Here is a 13604-nt window from a genome sequence, read left to right as displayed (position 1 = left end):
CCATTGCTACAAATCATGCCGCTGCAGAGTGCTATCGCAAAATGTATGCCGATGGCGTTGTGCATAAATTGCAGACATAAAAAAAGCGCCCCAGAGGCGCTTTTCAATAGAGCGTTGGATCAGGCGTCGCGGAAGTTGCGTTCCTGACGTTCCTGGCGCTGTTTTTCTTCAGCGCAGAGCGTTGCGGTAGGACGCAACAGCAGGCGGCGGACGCCGATGGGTTCGCCGGTGACTTCGCAGTAACCGAAGTCACCTGAATCGATACGCTTGATGGCGTCATCGATCTTGGGCAGTAATTTGGTTTGCCGGTCCAGGAAGCGCAAGTTCATGCGGCGCTCTTCCTCAATGCTGGCTTTGTCCAGCTCGTCGGGCTCGTTCTCGAACTTGGTCAGCGTTTCCCGGGCTTCTTTCAGCGCGGCACGGACTTCATCTGCCTGTTCTTGCAACAGATTACGGAAGAACGCCAGCTGCGCTTCGTTCATGTACTCCTCATCGGGAGCTGCCAACAACTGTTCTTCAGTCAGCATATTCGATTCCTGTGCTGTGTTGTCGCCTGGCCGCCCTGCGCAGGGGCATTCCAAGGGGCTGGGCCGTTGTTCAAAATTTGGCCGCAGTCGTCAAAAGAGGGCACATCATATATCATCACCTGAGCGGTTAAAACAGCTTTTTTTCCTGTAGATTCAAGCCCTTGGAGTAGTAGTTAATGGAAGGTGTGTATCGGCTGGTGATGTCCTGTCCGGACCGGGTTGGCATCGTTGCCCGGGTCAGTAATTTCCTGGCGCAATACAACGGCAGCATTATGGAAGCCAACCATCATGCCGACCTGGAGCAGGGCTGGTTTTTTATGCGTAATGAGATCAAAGCCAGTTCGTTGCCGTTCGGTGCCGATACTCTGGCTGAGCTGTTCGCACCTATTGCTGAAGATTTGAATATGCAATGGCGCATCACCGATTCGGCAGTCAAACCCCAGGTGGTGCTGATGGCCAGCCGCGACAGCCATTGTCTGGCGGATATTCTTAACCGCTGGCACAGCGGTGATCTGGATTGCGACATTCCCTGTGTGATTTCCAATCACGATGACCTGCGCAGCCTGGTGGAATGGCACGGTATCAACTTCCATCATGTGCCGGTCGATCCGGCTGACAAGGCGCCGCATTTCGCCGAAGTCGAGCGGTTAATCGAACATTACCGGGCCGATACCGTGGTTCTGGCGCGTTACATGCAGATCCTGCCCCCTGCGCTGTGCGGCAAACTGCCGTATCGGATCATCAATATCCACCACAGTTTTCTGCCGTCTTTTATCGGCGCTCGGCCTTATCACCAGGCCCACGAGCGCGGCGTAAAACTGATAGGTGCGACCTGTCATTATGTGACTGAAGATCTGGATGCCGGCCCGATCATTGATCAGGATGTGGTCCGCGTGACCCACCGTGATCGCATCGATGACATGGTGCGGCTGGGCAAAGATTGTGAACGAACGGTGCTGGCGCGCGGCTTACGCTGGCATCTGGAGGACCGGGTTCTGGTCCATGGTAATAAAACAGTGGTGTTTAATTGATGCTTCGTAGTGGTGTGTATTTAGCAGTTGCCGCCTTTGTTCCGGCCTTGGCTCAGGCAACAGACAGTCGTTTTACCGGTCAGTTCCAGGTTCAGGGCGATTATCAGGAAACGGCTGAGCGCGATGGTAAGTGGTCCTTGTCGACGGCTCAGTCCTGGCTCGGTATTGAAGCGGTGGAAGAGATTAACGGCACGCGTTACGTCGGCGTGGCCGAAGCGAATCTGGATCCGCTGGCAGACAGCGCCGATGCCAGACAGTTTTATCTGAGTATTGAACAGGCGCTCTATCAGGTGCGTGCCGGTCGGGTGGCGACGCTTGAGCATCGCTATCTGGCCGAGCCGGTGAACCTGATGCAGGGCACCGGGGTTCATAGCTCTGCCGTTGGGCAACACCTGGAAAACTACGCGGATCGTCTGATTCAGCTCGAACTGAACAGTCGCGAAGCCGGGTTTTTCTCCGCCGAATGGCAGCTGAAAGAAGCTGAGGCGGAAGATACCCTTGCCGCCTGGACGGTGGTCACGGGTTTGTACACGGCCGAAGGCCAGGCCAGCCTGAGTTATCACCAGGATGAAGTGGATGATGCCGGCCGTTTTGGTGTCAGCATGCTCTGGGCGGATGGTCCCTGGGCATTGTCGGCGAGCTATTTATTCCGCGAGGATCCCTTGGCCTGGGATATCGGTCTGGATTATCAGTCCGGTCAGGTTGTCTCTCGCTTTGCCTATGGCCGTGAAGAGACACCAGAAGGCGAAGATTATTGGGCGCTGGGTTTCGAGCAGCTGTACAGCGTCAACGTCAGTAATTTCTTTGAGCTGCGTTGGCAGCCCGAACAGGAAAGCCTGCTTGGTCAGGTGGGTTTCCAGCTGCGGCTGTAATCTGGCTAGAACACCGGTTCGACAGGCAGCCCGGGCATCGGCAAGGTGTTCAGCGGTTGCCCGCCGCTGTGTTCGGTAGCCTGAGGGAAAGCGCGGCGCATCAGGTTGTAGTAACGCCGGATGTTGGCAACGTAGACGACCGGCTCATGGCCACGCGCATAGCCGTGTTCCGTCCACGGATACCAGGCCTTCAACGCCAGCTTGGGCAGATGCTGGCGGACATCAATCCAGGAGTCCGGGTCACCATCCTGGGTTTCGGTAATGCGTCGGGCATCTTCCAGGTGACCCGGACCGACGTTGTAGGCGGCCAGTGCCATCCAGGTGCGATCCGGTTCGGTAATGCGCTGTGGTAAACGTTCCTTTATCCCCGCCAGAAAACGACTGCCCGCTTCGATGCTCTGATCCGGATCCAGCCGGTTGCTGATGCCCATATCGCGGGCGGTTTGCAGCGTCACCATCATGATGCCGCGCACCCCGGTGGGCGATACCGCATTGGCCCGCCAATGACTCTCCTGATAAGCCACCGATGCCAATAAGCGCCAGTCCAGCCCGGTTATGTCGGCCTGGGCGCGGAAACTGTCTTCAAAGTTGGGCAGCCGCGTGCGCATATGGCGTTCGAAGGTGACGTTGCCGACGTAGTCGAAATCGGCGGTATGACCCAGATGCCGATCCTGCAAACGATTCAGGCGGCCGTTTTCGCTCATCGCGGTGATGGCGCTGTTAACGCGATCAATCAAGGAGTGGTCGGTCTGATTGCGGAATAACGGGCTGATCGGGCGGGGTTGATCATTGAGCGGGCTGAACCATTGATTGGGAAAGAAGGGTCGCTGCACCAGAAAATCGCGTCGGTCCATCACCGCCATTTCCAGTTCACCCAGTTCGATACGGGTCATCAGTTCAGCGGCAGACTCACTGCCTTGCGGCGCCAGTTCAGCGTTGTTGGATTCAGACAATTGCGTCAGCACCCAGTCGTGGGCGAAAGGGTCGAGCAGAGCGACTCTGTTGGTTGTCGGTCGTTCATCGCGCCGGCCCATGGCACGTACCAGGCCCACCCGGGAATTAAGATAGGGCGTGCCGGCAATAAATTGGTGGGCGTCGGTTAAGGTGGTGCCAGGCAAGGCGAAATCGACGGCGCCGCTGGCCAGGGCCCGATACAGGTCGGCGGTATCGGTGACCGAAAACAGCTGCACATTGACGTTCAGGTCGTCCGCCAGTTGCTCCAGCAGGTCGTGTTCCAAGCCAACGTAGCGCTGGTCCTCTGGCCAATAGATGCCTTCGCTTTCGCGCACGGCGACCACCAGCGAGCCCCGCGCCTGAACGCGTTCCCAGTGATTACGCCATTGCAGCCCGTGCAGCAGTAGCCACAGAACCAGTAAAACCGGTAAGGCAAACAAGGCCAGACGCAGGCTGTTGCGGACAGGATTTGACCAGAAAAAGACCATAGAAACATCATCGGCCGGAGGTGGTACGACGCTGCCATTCTAGCTGCTTTTCCGCTACTATACGCGCCGTTTTTCTCCCCCCTTACGAACAGGCCGTCCTGTCATGCTGACACTACGTGGAACCCCAGCCCTTTCGTCATTTCGCCGCCAACGTTTGCTGGAGCGATTCAACACCGCTCTGGAGCCAGCTCTGGCGGCTAAAATTACTGACCTTTATGCCGAATACCGTCATTTTGCTGATCTGACACAGCCGCTGGATGAGCAAGAACACAGCGTGCTTGAGGCGCTGCTGCACTATGGTCCAAGCAGTGAGCGTCAGGATGTGGAAGGCCCAGCGCTGTGGGTGATCCCTCGTCTGGGCACGTTGTCGCCATGGTCAACCAAGGCGACCGATATTGCCCATAACGCTGGTCTGGAAACGGTTCGGCGGTTGGAGCGCGGTATCGAATATCGCCTGGTCACCACGGCTGAATTGACTGACGCAGAGCTTCGGGCGGTGGGTGCGGTATTGCACGACCGCATGACTGAAAGTCTGTTATTGGCTGAGCCTGAAGCTCAGGCTTTGTTTGGTACTCAGTCGCCGGCGGCGTTGGGGCGAGTGCCGTTGCAAAGCGGTGGCCGCGACGCTCTGGTCAAGGCGAATAAAGAGCTGGGGCTGGCACTGGCGGACGACGAAATCGATTATTTGCTGGATGCCTATCTGGGCCTGGAACGCGATCCGACCGATGTCGAATTGATGATGTTCGCCCAGGCCAACTCCGAACATTGCCGCCATAAAATTTTCAACGCCACCTGGACCATCGATGGCGAAGAGCAGCCCTGGTCGCTGTTCAAAATGATCAAGAACACCTACGAGAACAACAGTCACGGCGTGCTCTCGGCCTATAAAGATAATGCTTCTGTGGTCGAAGGCTTCAAAGCCGGCCGTTTCTATCCCGACGCTGATCATCATTACCGCTATCACCAAGAGAACATCCACATCCTCTTTAAGGTGGAAACTCATAACCACCCGACCGCCATCGCGCCCTTTGCCGGCGCAGCAACCGGCGCCGGTGGTGAGATTCGTGATGAGGGCGCCACCGGAACCGGCGGTAAACCCAAGGCGGGTCTGGCCGGTTTCAGTGTTTCCGACCTGAATATTCCTGGTTTCGTTCAGCCCTGGGAAAGCCAGTACGGCAAGCCCGGTCGCATCGTTTCGGCGCTGGACATCATGATCGATGGCCCGCTTGGCGCGGCGGCATTCAACAATGAATTTGGTCGTCCTAATCTGCTCGGTTATTTCCGTACCCTGGAACTCACCGCGCCGGGCGTCGCCGGTACCGAAGTGCGCGGTTATCACAAGCCGATCATGATCGCCGGTGGTTACGGCAACATTCGCGACGATCACGTCGACAAAGCTTGGGATGCCATTCCCGAAGGCGCGCAACTGATCGTTCTCGGTGGTCCGGCCATGCAGATTGGTCTGGGCGGCGGCGCGGCGTCTTCGGTCGATTCCGCCGAAGGCAACGAAGATCTGGATTTTGCCTCGGTGCAGCGCGGTAACCCGGAAATGGAACGTCGTTGCCAGGAAGTCATCGACCGTTGCTGGCAGCTCGGTGCCGACAACCCCATCGCTTTTATTCACGATGTTGGCGCCGGTGGTTTGTCCAACGCCTTCCCAGAGCTGGTCAACGATGGCGGCCGGGGTGGTCGTTTTGAGTTGCGCGATGTGCCCAACGATGAACCCGGCATGTCGCCGCTGGCGATCTGGTGTAACGAGAGCCAGGAACGTTATGTACTGGCGGTGACGCCGGAAAAACTCGACCAGTTCGAAGCTTTATGTGCGCGTGAACGCTGCCCCTTCGCGGTTATCGGCGAAGCCACGGCCGATCGCCGTCTGGTGGTGACCGATCGTCATTTTGGCGAAACGCCCATTGAGATGCCGTTGAACATTCTGCTCGGCAAACCGCCGCGCATGGAACGTTCGTTCGAGCGGGCTGATTTTGAGCGCGACCGCTTTAACAGCAAAGGCATCGATCTGAACGACGCCGCCGAGCGCGTCTTGCGGTTGCCGTCGGTGGCCAGCAAGAGCTTCCTGATCACCATCGGCGATCGTTCCATCACCGGTCAGGTCGCACGCGATCAGATGGTTGGCCCCTGGCAGATTCCGGTTGCCAATGCTGCCGTGACCACCAGCGGTTACCAGGGCTACACCGGTGAAGCCATGTCGATGGGCGAACGCACGCCAGTCGCCTTGCTGGATGCACCGGCATCGGGTCGCCTGGCTGTGGCCGAAGTACTGACCAACCTGGCGTCGGTCGCCATTGGTGAGATGAGCCAGGTGCGACTGTCCGCCAACTGGATGGCCGCCGCCGGTCATCCAGGTGAAGATCAGGCGCTGTACGACACCGTGAAAGCCGTTGGTCTGGAGCTGTGTCCGGCGTTGAATCTGACCATACCCGTGGGCAAAGATTCGATGTCGATGCGCACCACCTGGGAAGAAAACGGCCGTACCAAGGCAGTGACGGCGCCGCTGAGTTTGATCGTTTCCGGCATGGCGCCGGTGACCGATGTGCGCCGCACGGTGACGCCGCAATTGCGGACCGATCAGGGCGATACCGATTTGATTTTGATTGACCTTGGCCGTGGCCAGAATCGCCTCGGTGGTTCGGCGCTGGCGCAGGTCTATCGTAAGGTCGGTGATGTGCCGGTCGATTTGGACGATCCGGAAGATCTGCAAGCCTTCTGGGCGGTGATGCAGGGATTGGTCAGCGATGGCCTGTTGCTGGCTTATCACGATCGCTCCGATGGCGGTTTGTTCACCACTCTGGCGGAAATGGCCTTTGCCGGCCGCAGCGGTATCGATATCGATCTGGGTCGGGTCAGCGACGGCGATCACGCCGCCGCTCTGTTCAGTGAAGAACTGGGCGCGGTGATTCAGGTGCGTCGCGCTCAGACTGAAACCGTTCTGCAGCAACTGACTGCCGCCGGACTGGGCGATTGCAGTACCGTTATTGGTCACTGTAACGATGATGATTTTGTGCGTTTTGTGGTCGAAGACGACGAAGTGCTGGTCAAGGCGCGCACCGACTTGCTGCGGTTGTGGAACGAAACCAGTTTCCGCATCCAGGCGCTGCGCGACAACGCCGATTGTGCGCAACAGGAATACGACCGCTGGCTCGACGCCAACGATCCGGGTCTGCACGCTGAACTCAGCTTCGATCCGGCTGAGGACATCGCCGCACCGCTGATAGGTGGCGCCCGTCCGCCGGTGGCGATTCTGCGCGAGCAGGGCGTTAATGGTCAGGTGGAAATGGCCGCCGCTTTCGAACGCGCCGGTTTTGATGCCGTCGATGTCCACATGAGCGATCTGCTCGCCGGCCGCACCCAACTGAGCGATTTCCGCGGCTTGGTCGCCTGTGGCGGCTTCTCCTACGGCGATGTCTTGGGTGCCGGCGAAGGCTGGGCCAAGACCATTCGTTTCAACGCGGGTGTGCGTGACGCCTTCCAGGCGTTTTTCGAAAATCCCAATACCTTCAGCCTGGGTGTGTGCAATGGCTGTCAGATGATGTCCAACCTGCACGACCTGATCCCTGGCACCGAGCACTGGCCGCACTTTGTGCGCAACGCTTCGGAGCAGTTCGAAGCGCGTTCGGTCATGGTTGAGATTCCGCAATCACCGTCGCTGTTCTTGTCCGGTATGGCGGGTTCGCGTCTGTCCATCGCCGTGGCGCATGGCGAAGGTCTGGCGGAATTCCGTGATGACGCCCATCGGCAGCAAGCCGCCGAGAGCGGTTTGGTGGCGCTGCGCTATGTCGATAATCACGGCAGTGTGACTGAACGCTATCCGTTCAACCCCAACGGCTCGCCCCTGGGCATGACCGGATTCACCAGCGCCGATGGTCGCGCTACGGTGATGATGCCGCACCCGGAACGCGTCTTCCGCGCCGTCACCAACTCCTGGAAGCCGGATAGCTGGGGTGAAGATGGCGGTTGGCTGCGCATGTTCCGTAACGCGCGGCAGTGGCTGGGTTAAGTCGTGATTGCTGAGCTGCTGCTGGTCTTTGTGGTGACCGCTGTGGTGATCGGTGGCGTTGCGCTGGCGTTGATCTTTGGCAGCGCGCCGGTCTATCGGCCGACCACGGAGACCATCCAGTCGCTGATGACATCGTTGCTCGACGGTGAAGCCGATGCCCAGCAGTGGCAGTTCTTTCTCGATATGCCCATCCGTCACGATCCGGAACTGGAAAACCTGCGTCTGGAATGTGCCCAGATGCAGGCCCAGTACGGCCGTCGTCCGCGCAACGGTAAGGCGCGTCTGGATGAAGCCGGGCAAATCCGTTTGCGCCATAAGTTGAACCGGCTGGAACAGCGTGGCGGGCGGACTTTTTAGTCCTCGGACGTTGTATCCAGAAAACCTTCCAGAATGCGCATAAAGGCGCGCGGTTTTTCCGCATGGGGCCAGTGGCCGGCGCCTTCAATCAGTTTGGCCTTGGCATTGGGGAAACGCTCTTCGATCGCTGGCTGATCGCTCTGGCTGATGTAGTGACTGTCCATGCCCTTGATAAACAGCGTGGGTCCACCGTAGGGCTGCTGAAAATCCGGTGCTTTGGCGATGCCTTCATAGTCGCTTTTTAGCAACGGCAGATTGAAGCGCCAGGCCAGCTGTTTGTCGTCGTTGCGGTACAGGCTTTTAAGCAGAAACTGGCGGATGCCGAGATCGCGTACGCCGTTTTCCATCAGGGCGTTTTCGACGCCGCGCCTATCATTAAATTCATGCAGATCAATCGCCTCCAGCGCCGCAAAAATATCCTGGTGATGCGGTGGGTAGTCGCGCGGTGCAATGTCGACGATAACCAGTTTCTGCAACCATTCAGTGTCACCAGCTAAGGCCAGTTGCATCGCTGTTTTACCGCCCATGGAATGACCGATTACTGACGCTTTTTTGATGTCGTTGGCGGCCATCCAGTCGCGCACGGCGCTGGCGAAGGTCGGGTAGTCGAGGCTGTCGGTCCAGGGTGATTGGCCGTGGTTGGGCAGATCCAGACAGTGTACCCGGTAATGCTCGGATAACGACTTGGCCACGCTGCGCCAGTTGTCGCCACTGCCAAAGAGGCCGTGCAGAATGATCAGGTCGGGGCCTTTACCCAGGCTATGGCTGTACAGCATAGTGCGCTCTCATTTTCCTGTGTTTTCCAGTGAGGCTAAGGTTTGGAATGCCGCTCCGGTTGCGGTGCCTGTTGCATCGCGCCTTCCATCAACACCCCGTATTACGGCATGCCTGACGGTAAACCTGCGGGGGTGCGTTGTGTTCATTTATTGCCGGATTATCGCTGTGGCATCTTTGGTCGTCCGGAACGGCCAGTGGCCTGCGGCGCCTTTCAGGCTGAGCCGGATTTTTGCGGCAGCGATCGCGTGGAAGCTCTGCGTATCCTGACCCGGTTTGAAGCCGAAACCATGCCCTAGGCAACAATCCGCCTTAAGCAAAGATGGCCCGGGCGCTGGCAGCCAGTTGGTACAGCTGAGCGATGCTTGCGTCTTCGCGGTCAGTCGGTAAATCCAGGCGAGCGAAGGCGGCGACGCTGTGCCAGTCTTTTTTACTCCAGCCACTGTTGCCTTCGTTGTGCGCCATCAGATTAGCTACCAACACCAGATCGGCCAGGTCAGCCTCGGCCGGTTGGCGCTCAAACTGACGGTATTCGATGGGAATGCCGCAGAAACTCGATGGAAAATCCCAGCTTTGCAGAATAATCTGGCCCAGGCTGCCATGCAGTTGGTCGATGACTTGAGACAGATTGGCGTCGTCGACAATCAGCTCAGGATGGGACTCGGCGTAGCTGAGAATCGGCAGCGCGCCCAGACGGTGGATCAGCCCGGCCAGCAAGGCTTCGTCAGCGCTGGCAGCACCGGTGTGACGCGCCAGCACCGAGGCCAGTGCTGAGACATCGCCGGTCAAGCGCCACAGTTGACGCAGACGTTGATCAACTTGTTTGTTGCTGGCGCGGAACATCTGCTCCATGGCCAGGCCAATGGCCAGATTGCAGCTGTAATTCATACCCAGTCGGCTGACTGCCATGGCCAGATCGCGAACTTCCTGAGGGGCGCGTAACAGCGGGCTGTTCACCACTCGTATGATGCGCGCACTCAGGGCGCTGTCCTGGCTGATGATATCGACCAGGTCTTTGATGGTGGCGTCGGGGTTTTCCGCCGTGGTGCGAATTTGCAACGCCACTTCGGGCAAGCTTGGCAGGAAAAGCTGGTCGCTGTTCAAAGCGTCCAAAATGTCTTGATTGACGGTATCGACCAGGCTGCTCATCGCTTATGCGCCCATCCTGTAGAGACAACAGACGCAAGAGTTTAACAGCTTCGGTCGGGCGCTGAACATCGATCAGTCTCACACCACCGACAGGGCAATTTGCCGCTGTTCATCGACAAACATCGGCGGCGGCGTTTCGATATTGCGAACCACCGCCAGTCCTTCACCGCCGTCCTCGGTGCGCACCCAGTTGACCCATTCACCGGCCGGGCCCTGTTCGCCAAAGACATCGTTGCCGCCGGGCGCGACATCACCCTGCCAGCGCACCTGAAGCAGACCGCGCTTGCTCTGGCCTTTGTAGTGCAACCGGGCCACCACTTCCTGGCCGGTGTAACAGCCTTTGCGAAAGGAAATGCCGCTGACGTCTTCCAGCCCCAGCATCTGCGGCACGAACTGGCCGCTTTGCTCGGCCTGAACCCAGGGTTGAGCGGCCGCTATGTCGAGTTTTTGCCAGGCTTCGGCGGGTTCAATGCGCTGTTGTTCGATGCGCTCCAGCCAGTCTTCGTAGTTGTCGGCGCGGGCATCCAGCCACAGTTGGGCGCGGCCGTCGGGCAGCGCAAAGGCAAAGTGGCCCTGGCGCAGCCAGATACCGTTGTCAGCCGCCGGACCAAACCAGTCATTCAGCAATTCATCGGTGCCTTCGCCGGCGATACCCAGGCCGTGATAGTTCAGGCTATCGTCGATCAGTTTTGAGCCGCGGAAAAATGGTATGTATTTGCTCAGATGCTGCTGCAAAGCGGCCGCCGTGGTGCTGTGCAGCACCAGCTTGATGTGCGTCGGTTCCGGCTCAATCAGCACATTCCAGACATTGCTGACCGCGCGGCCTTTGGGCGTGCAAAAGGCGCCCGGCAAAGCGCCGCTCTGAGTCAGCAGGCGGTAGTCCTGAGTGCCCTGGCCTTGCAAAAAGGTGAGGGCGTCACTGCCTTGCAGACCGATCAGGCTGAGATGTTCCAGCGGGTAGAAATGGGGCTGTGGTGTTGGCGTGCGCATCGGTGTCGGCTCGTTTGGCTTGCTGTTACAATGGCGCGGCCCGCAAACGGGCCTGGGTCATTCATTCTTTGGGCTGAGCTTGGACTTTTAAACGTGGAACCAACAGAAAAAGCTGCATTGGAACATCGTCGTCTTTGGTGGCACAGCCGCCGGGGCATGTTGGAACTGGATGTGTTGCTGGTGCCTTACACCGAAACCGTCTATCCGACGCTCAGCGCTGATCAACAACGCATTTATCAACGGCTGCTTACTTGCGAAGACCAGGATCTGTTCAATTGGTTTTTGGAAAAGTCCAAACCGGAAGACGCCGAACTCGCTGCTATGGTGCGTCAGATTCTGGACCGTGTTCAGCCTGATTGAGTGCCGTCTGCGGCCATCACGCCTGGCCTGGCTGGTGGTGCTGGTACCGGCGCCGACGGTCGCGCTGTTGACGGTTCTGGCACAGCATCCCTGGTGGTTGAGTCTGGCAACCGCCGCCGCTGTGCAGCTGGCGCTGTGGCAAAGCCGACCCCTGAATCCGCCCACTCATCAACTGCGCTGGCAGGGCGATAGGGTGACCTTGTTCGACCGTGAACTGCGGGCCGAGGAATACCGCTGGAGCGGTCGAGGTAGGCGTTCTGCTTGCTATGTGCGATTGCATCTGGTGCAGGAGCCGCTGTTGTTGCAACGCAGTCTGATGATCTGGCGCGACAGTGTCGATGATGCCAGCTGGCGCGCGCTAAACGCCTATTTCCGCATTCATTGCCACGACATTCAAAGCCAGCATCAACTCGACTGAACACTATCGGTGCGCGGTGACAAGACGGTAATTTCCGCCCGTTCTCCGGTCTGCGGGTAGCTGCGGGTAAAGTGCAGACCGCGGCTCTCTTTACGCGACAACGCCGATTCGATAATCAACTCCGCCACCACGATCAGATTACGCAACTCCAGCAAGTCGCTGTTAACGCGGAAGCTGGCGTAATAATCATGAATTTCCTGTTTCAGCAAATGCACCCGACGACGCGCCCGTTCCAGACGTTTGTCCGAGCGCACAATACCGACGTAATCCCACATAAAACGGCGCACCTCGTCCCAGTTGTGGCTGATGACGACCTTTTCATCGGAATCGGAGACGCGCGATTCATCCCACAAGGGCAGTTGATCGGCGTCGAATTCCGGCAGTGTCTGGGCGGTCAGGTCATCGGCAGCGGCGCGCGCATAGACGATGCATTCGAGCAGTGAATTCGAGGCCAGTCGGTTGGCGCCATGCAGGCCGGTGTAAGCACACTCACCGGCGGCGTAGAGGCCACCGAGGTCAGTACGTGCCGACAAATCGGTGCGAATACCGCCGCAGGTGTAGTGCGCAGCCGGTACCACCGGTATGGGTTCGCGCGTCATGTCATAGCCGTAACTCAGGCAGCGTTCGTAGATGGTCGGAAAATGCTGGCGAATAAAGTCGGCGGGCTTGTGGCTGATGTCGAGCAACAGATGGTCGGCACCGAGACGTTTCATTTCGTGGTCGATGGCGCGGGCGACAACATCGCGCGGTGCCAGTTCGGCGCGCTCATCAAAGCGATGCATAAAGCGTTCGCCATTGGGCAGTTTCAGCAAGCCGCCTTCGCCGCGCACCGCTTCGGAAATCAAAAATGATTTGGCGCGCGGGTGATAGAGGCAGGTCGGGTGGAACTGATTGAATTCCATATTCACCACCCGGCAGCCAGCGCGCCAGGCCATGGCAATGCCATCACCAGTGGCGCCATCAGGATTGGAGGTAAACAGATACACCTTGCTGGCACCGCCCGAGGCCAGCACGGTAGCGCCGGCGCCGATGGTGATGACCTGATCGTTGCGGGTATCGAGCACATAGGCGCCGAGACAACGGTCGTCCTGATCGTCAGCACCAAAGACCTTGCGGTGGGTGATCAGATCGACCGCCACATGATGTTCCAGTACATGCACATTGGCGCGCTGACGTACCTGGCGAATCAGGGTTTCGGAGATGGCACGGCCGGTGGCGTCGGCGGCGTGAATGATGCGTCGGTGACTGTGACCGCCCTCGCGGGTCAGGTGATAATCGACTTCCGAACCGTCCTGATGGGTAAAAGGCACACCCTGATCGATCAGCCATTGAATGGCGCTGGCGGAGCGTTCAACGGTATGCCGCACCGCCTTGGGTTCGCACAGACCGCCGCCGGCATTGAGCGTATCGGCGACGTGATCTTCCACCGAATCGACCTTGTCGAGCACCGCTGCCACGCCACCTTGGGCCCAGGCGGTGGAGCCGGTGCCCAGCTCGCCTTTGCAAATCAGGTAGACGTTGAGATGGCGCGGCAGGCTCAGAGCCAGGGTCAGACCGGCAGCACCGGTACCGATCACCAGAACATCAGCAGACAGACGGGAAGCCATGCAACCACTCCGGCAATAATGGGCGGATCGGGAGTATACCCAAGGCGGGGCGCTTTCCGATA

At 58.6% G+C, this 13604-nt stretch carries 13 protein-coding genes; 7 read left to right on the top strand and 6 right to left on the bottom strand.

Features of this window, described 5'->3' with window-relative positions; genetic code table 11:
• Window positions 1–119: 119 nt before the first annotated feature.
• Window positions 120–527 (bottom strand): RNA polymerase-binding protein DksA, encoded by a 408-nt coding sequence (gene dksA, locus ABMA60_RS14500; RefSeq protein WP_199224151.1) that lies wholly within the window; start codon window positions 525–527, stop codon window positions 120–122.
• Between the two features lie 176 nt (window positions 528–703).
• On the opposite strand from dksA, the gene purU reads away from it, so the two are divergent.
• Window positions 704–1558: a formyltetrahydrofolate deformylase gene (gene purU, locus ABMA60_RS14495; RefSeq protein ID WP_392804365.1), complete on the top strand. Its 855-nt coding sequence runs from the start codon at window positions 704–706 to the stop codon at window positions 1556–1558.
• Window positions 1558–2430, top strand: coding sequence for a porin (locus tag ABMA60_RS14490; RefSeq protein WP_392804363.1), 873 nt, complete (start codon window positions 1558–1560; stop codon window positions 2428–2430). Before purU ends, ABMA60_RS14490 begins: the two co-directional genes overlap by 1 nt.
• Before the next feature lie 5 nt (window positions 2431–2435).
• Here ABMA60_RS14490 and mltF read toward each other — a convergent pair whose 3' ends face one another.
• Window positions 2436–3872 (bottom strand): membrane-bound lytic murein transglycosylase MltF, encoded by a 1437-nt coding sequence (gene mltF, locus ABMA60_RS14485; RefSeq protein ID WP_392804361.1) that lies wholly within the window; start codon window positions 3870–3872, stop codon window positions 2436–2438.
• A gap of 103 nt (window positions 3873–3975) precedes the next feature.
• Here mltF and purL point away from each other — a divergent pair, with 103 nt between their 5' ends.
• Together purL and ABMA60_RS14475 are read left to right on the top strand one after the other, a co-directional pair.
• On the top strand, window positions 3976–7887 hold the full coding sequence (purL, locus tag ABMA60_RS14480) for a phosphoribosylformylglycinamidine synthase (protein WP_392804359.1): 3912 nt from the start codon (window positions 3976–3978) through the stop codon (window positions 7885–7887).
• A 3-nt stretch (window positions 7888–7890) separates the two neighbouring features.
• Window positions 7891–8244 (top strand): hypothetical protein, encoded by a 354-nt coding sequence (locus ABMA60_RS14475; protein ID WP_392804357.1) that lies wholly within the window; start codon window positions 7891–7893, stop codon window positions 8242–8244.
• On the opposite strand, the gene ABMA60_RS14470 is transcribed toward ABMA60_RS14475, so the two are convergent.
• Window positions 8241–9020: an alpha/beta fold hydrolase gene (locus tag ABMA60_RS14470; RefSeq protein ID WP_392804355.1), complete on the bottom strand. Its 780-nt coding sequence runs from the start codon at window positions 9018–9020 to the stop codon at window positions 8241–8243. The two genes, ABMA60_RS14475 and ABMA60_RS14470, sit on opposite strands and share 4 nt — an antisense overlap.
• 42 nt (window positions 9021–9062) lie before the next feature.
• Between ABMA60_RS14470 and ABMA60_RS14465 the strand changes: the two genes are divergently transcribed.
• Entirely contained in the window at window positions 9063–9317 is a 255-nt protein-coding gene (locus tag ABMA60_RS14465; RefSeq protein ID WP_392804353.1) for a YkgJ family cysteine cluster protein, read from the top strand.
• Between the two features lie 13 nt (window positions 9318–9330).
• Here ABMA60_RS14465 and ABMA60_RS14460 read toward each other — a convergent pair whose 3' ends face one another.
• Both ABMA60_RS14460 and ABMA60_RS14455 read right to left on the bottom strand, forming a co-directional pair.
• Window positions 9331–10167: an HDOD domain-containing protein gene (locus ABMA60_RS14460; RefSeq protein WP_392804351.1), complete on the bottom strand. Its 837-nt coding sequence runs from the start codon at window positions 10165–10167 to the stop codon at window positions 9331–9333.
• A 78-nt stretch (window positions 10168–10245) separates the two neighbouring features.
• A complete protein-coding gene (locus tag ABMA60_RS14455; RefSeq protein ID WP_392804349.1) occupies window positions 10246–11157 on the bottom strand; it encodes a YgfZ/GcvT domain-containing protein in 912 nt (303 codons plus the stop codon).
• Between the two features lie 93 nt (window positions 11158–11250).
• On the opposite strand from ABMA60_RS14455, the gene ABMA60_RS14450 reads away from it, so the two are divergent.
• Window positions 11251–11517 (top strand): succinate dehydrogenase assembly factor 2, encoded by a 267-nt coding sequence (locus ABMA60_RS14450; RefSeq protein ID WP_392804347.1) that lies wholly within the window; start codon window positions 11251–11253, stop codon window positions 11515–11517.
• On the top strand, window positions 11501–11935 hold the full coding sequence (locus ABMA60_RS14445) for a protein YgfX (RefSeq protein ID WP_392804345.1): 435 nt from the start codon (window positions 11501–11503) through the stop codon (window positions 11933–11935). Before ABMA60_RS14450 ends, ABMA60_RS14445 begins: the two co-directional genes overlap by 17 nt.
• On the opposite strand, the gene nadB is transcribed toward ABMA60_RS14445, so the two are convergent.
• The gene (gene nadB, locus ABMA60_RS14440; RefSeq protein WP_392804343.1) at window positions 11923–13542 is read right to left on the bottom strand and encodes an L-aspartate oxidase; all 1620 of its coding nucleotides are present in this window, start codon (window positions 13540–13542) and stop codon (window positions 11923–11925) included. The genes ABMA60_RS14445 and nadB overlap by 13 nt on opposite strands.
• Between the last annotated feature and the right edge of the window lie 62 nt (window positions 13543–13604).

This window comes from Saccharospirillum sp. HFRX-2, from assembly GCF_043196805.1.
In the GTDB taxonomy this organism is placed as follows: domain Bacteria; phylum Pseudomonadota; class Gammaproteobacteria; order Pseudomonadales; family Natronospirillaceae; genus Saccharospirillum.
The sequence above is the reverse complement of the archived record's forward strand: the minus strand, read 5'-3'. Positions and strand labels throughout refer to the sequence as shown.

What these genes read in the sequence shown, in the direction of transcription:
- ABMA60_RS14455 (WP_392804349.1), bottom strand. Translation starts at nt 11,157, where the DNA reads ATGCGCACGCCAACACCACAGCCCCATTTCTACCCGCTGGAACATCTC.
- ABMA60_RS14470 (WP_392804355.1), bottom strand. Translation starts at nt 9,020, where the DNA reads ATGCTGTACAGCCATAGCCTGGGTAAAGGCCCCGACCTGATCATTCTG.
- ABMA60_RS14490 (WP_392804363.1), top strand. Translation starts at nt 1,558, where the DNA reads ATGCTTCGTAGTGGTGTGTATTTAGCAGTTGCCGCCTTTGTTCCGGCC.
- dksA (WP_199224151.1), bottom strand. Translation starts at nt 527, where the DNA reads ATGCTGACTGAAGAACAGTTGTTGGCAGCTCCCGATGAGGAGTACATG.
- purL (WP_392804359.1), top strand. Translation starts at nt 3,976, where the DNA reads ATGCTGACACTACGTGGAACCCCAGCCCTTTCGTCATTTCGCCGCCAA.
- ABMA60_RS14460 (WP_392804351.1), bottom strand. Translation starts at nt 10,167, where the DNA reads ATGAGCAGCCTGGTCGATACCGTCAATCAAGACATTTTGGACGCTTTG.
- mltF (WP_392804361.1), bottom strand. Translation starts at nt 3,872, where the DNA reads ATGGTCTTTTTCTGGTCAAATCCTGTCCGCAACAGCCTGCGTCTGGCC.
- nadB (WP_392804343.1), bottom strand. Translation starts at nt 13,542, where the DNA reads ATGGCTTCCCGTCTGTCTGCTGATGTTCTGGTGATCGGTACCGGTGCT.
- purU (WP_392804365.1), top strand. Translation starts at nt 704, where the DNA reads ATGGAAGGTGTGTATCGGCTGGTGATGTCCTGTCCGGACCGGGTTGGC.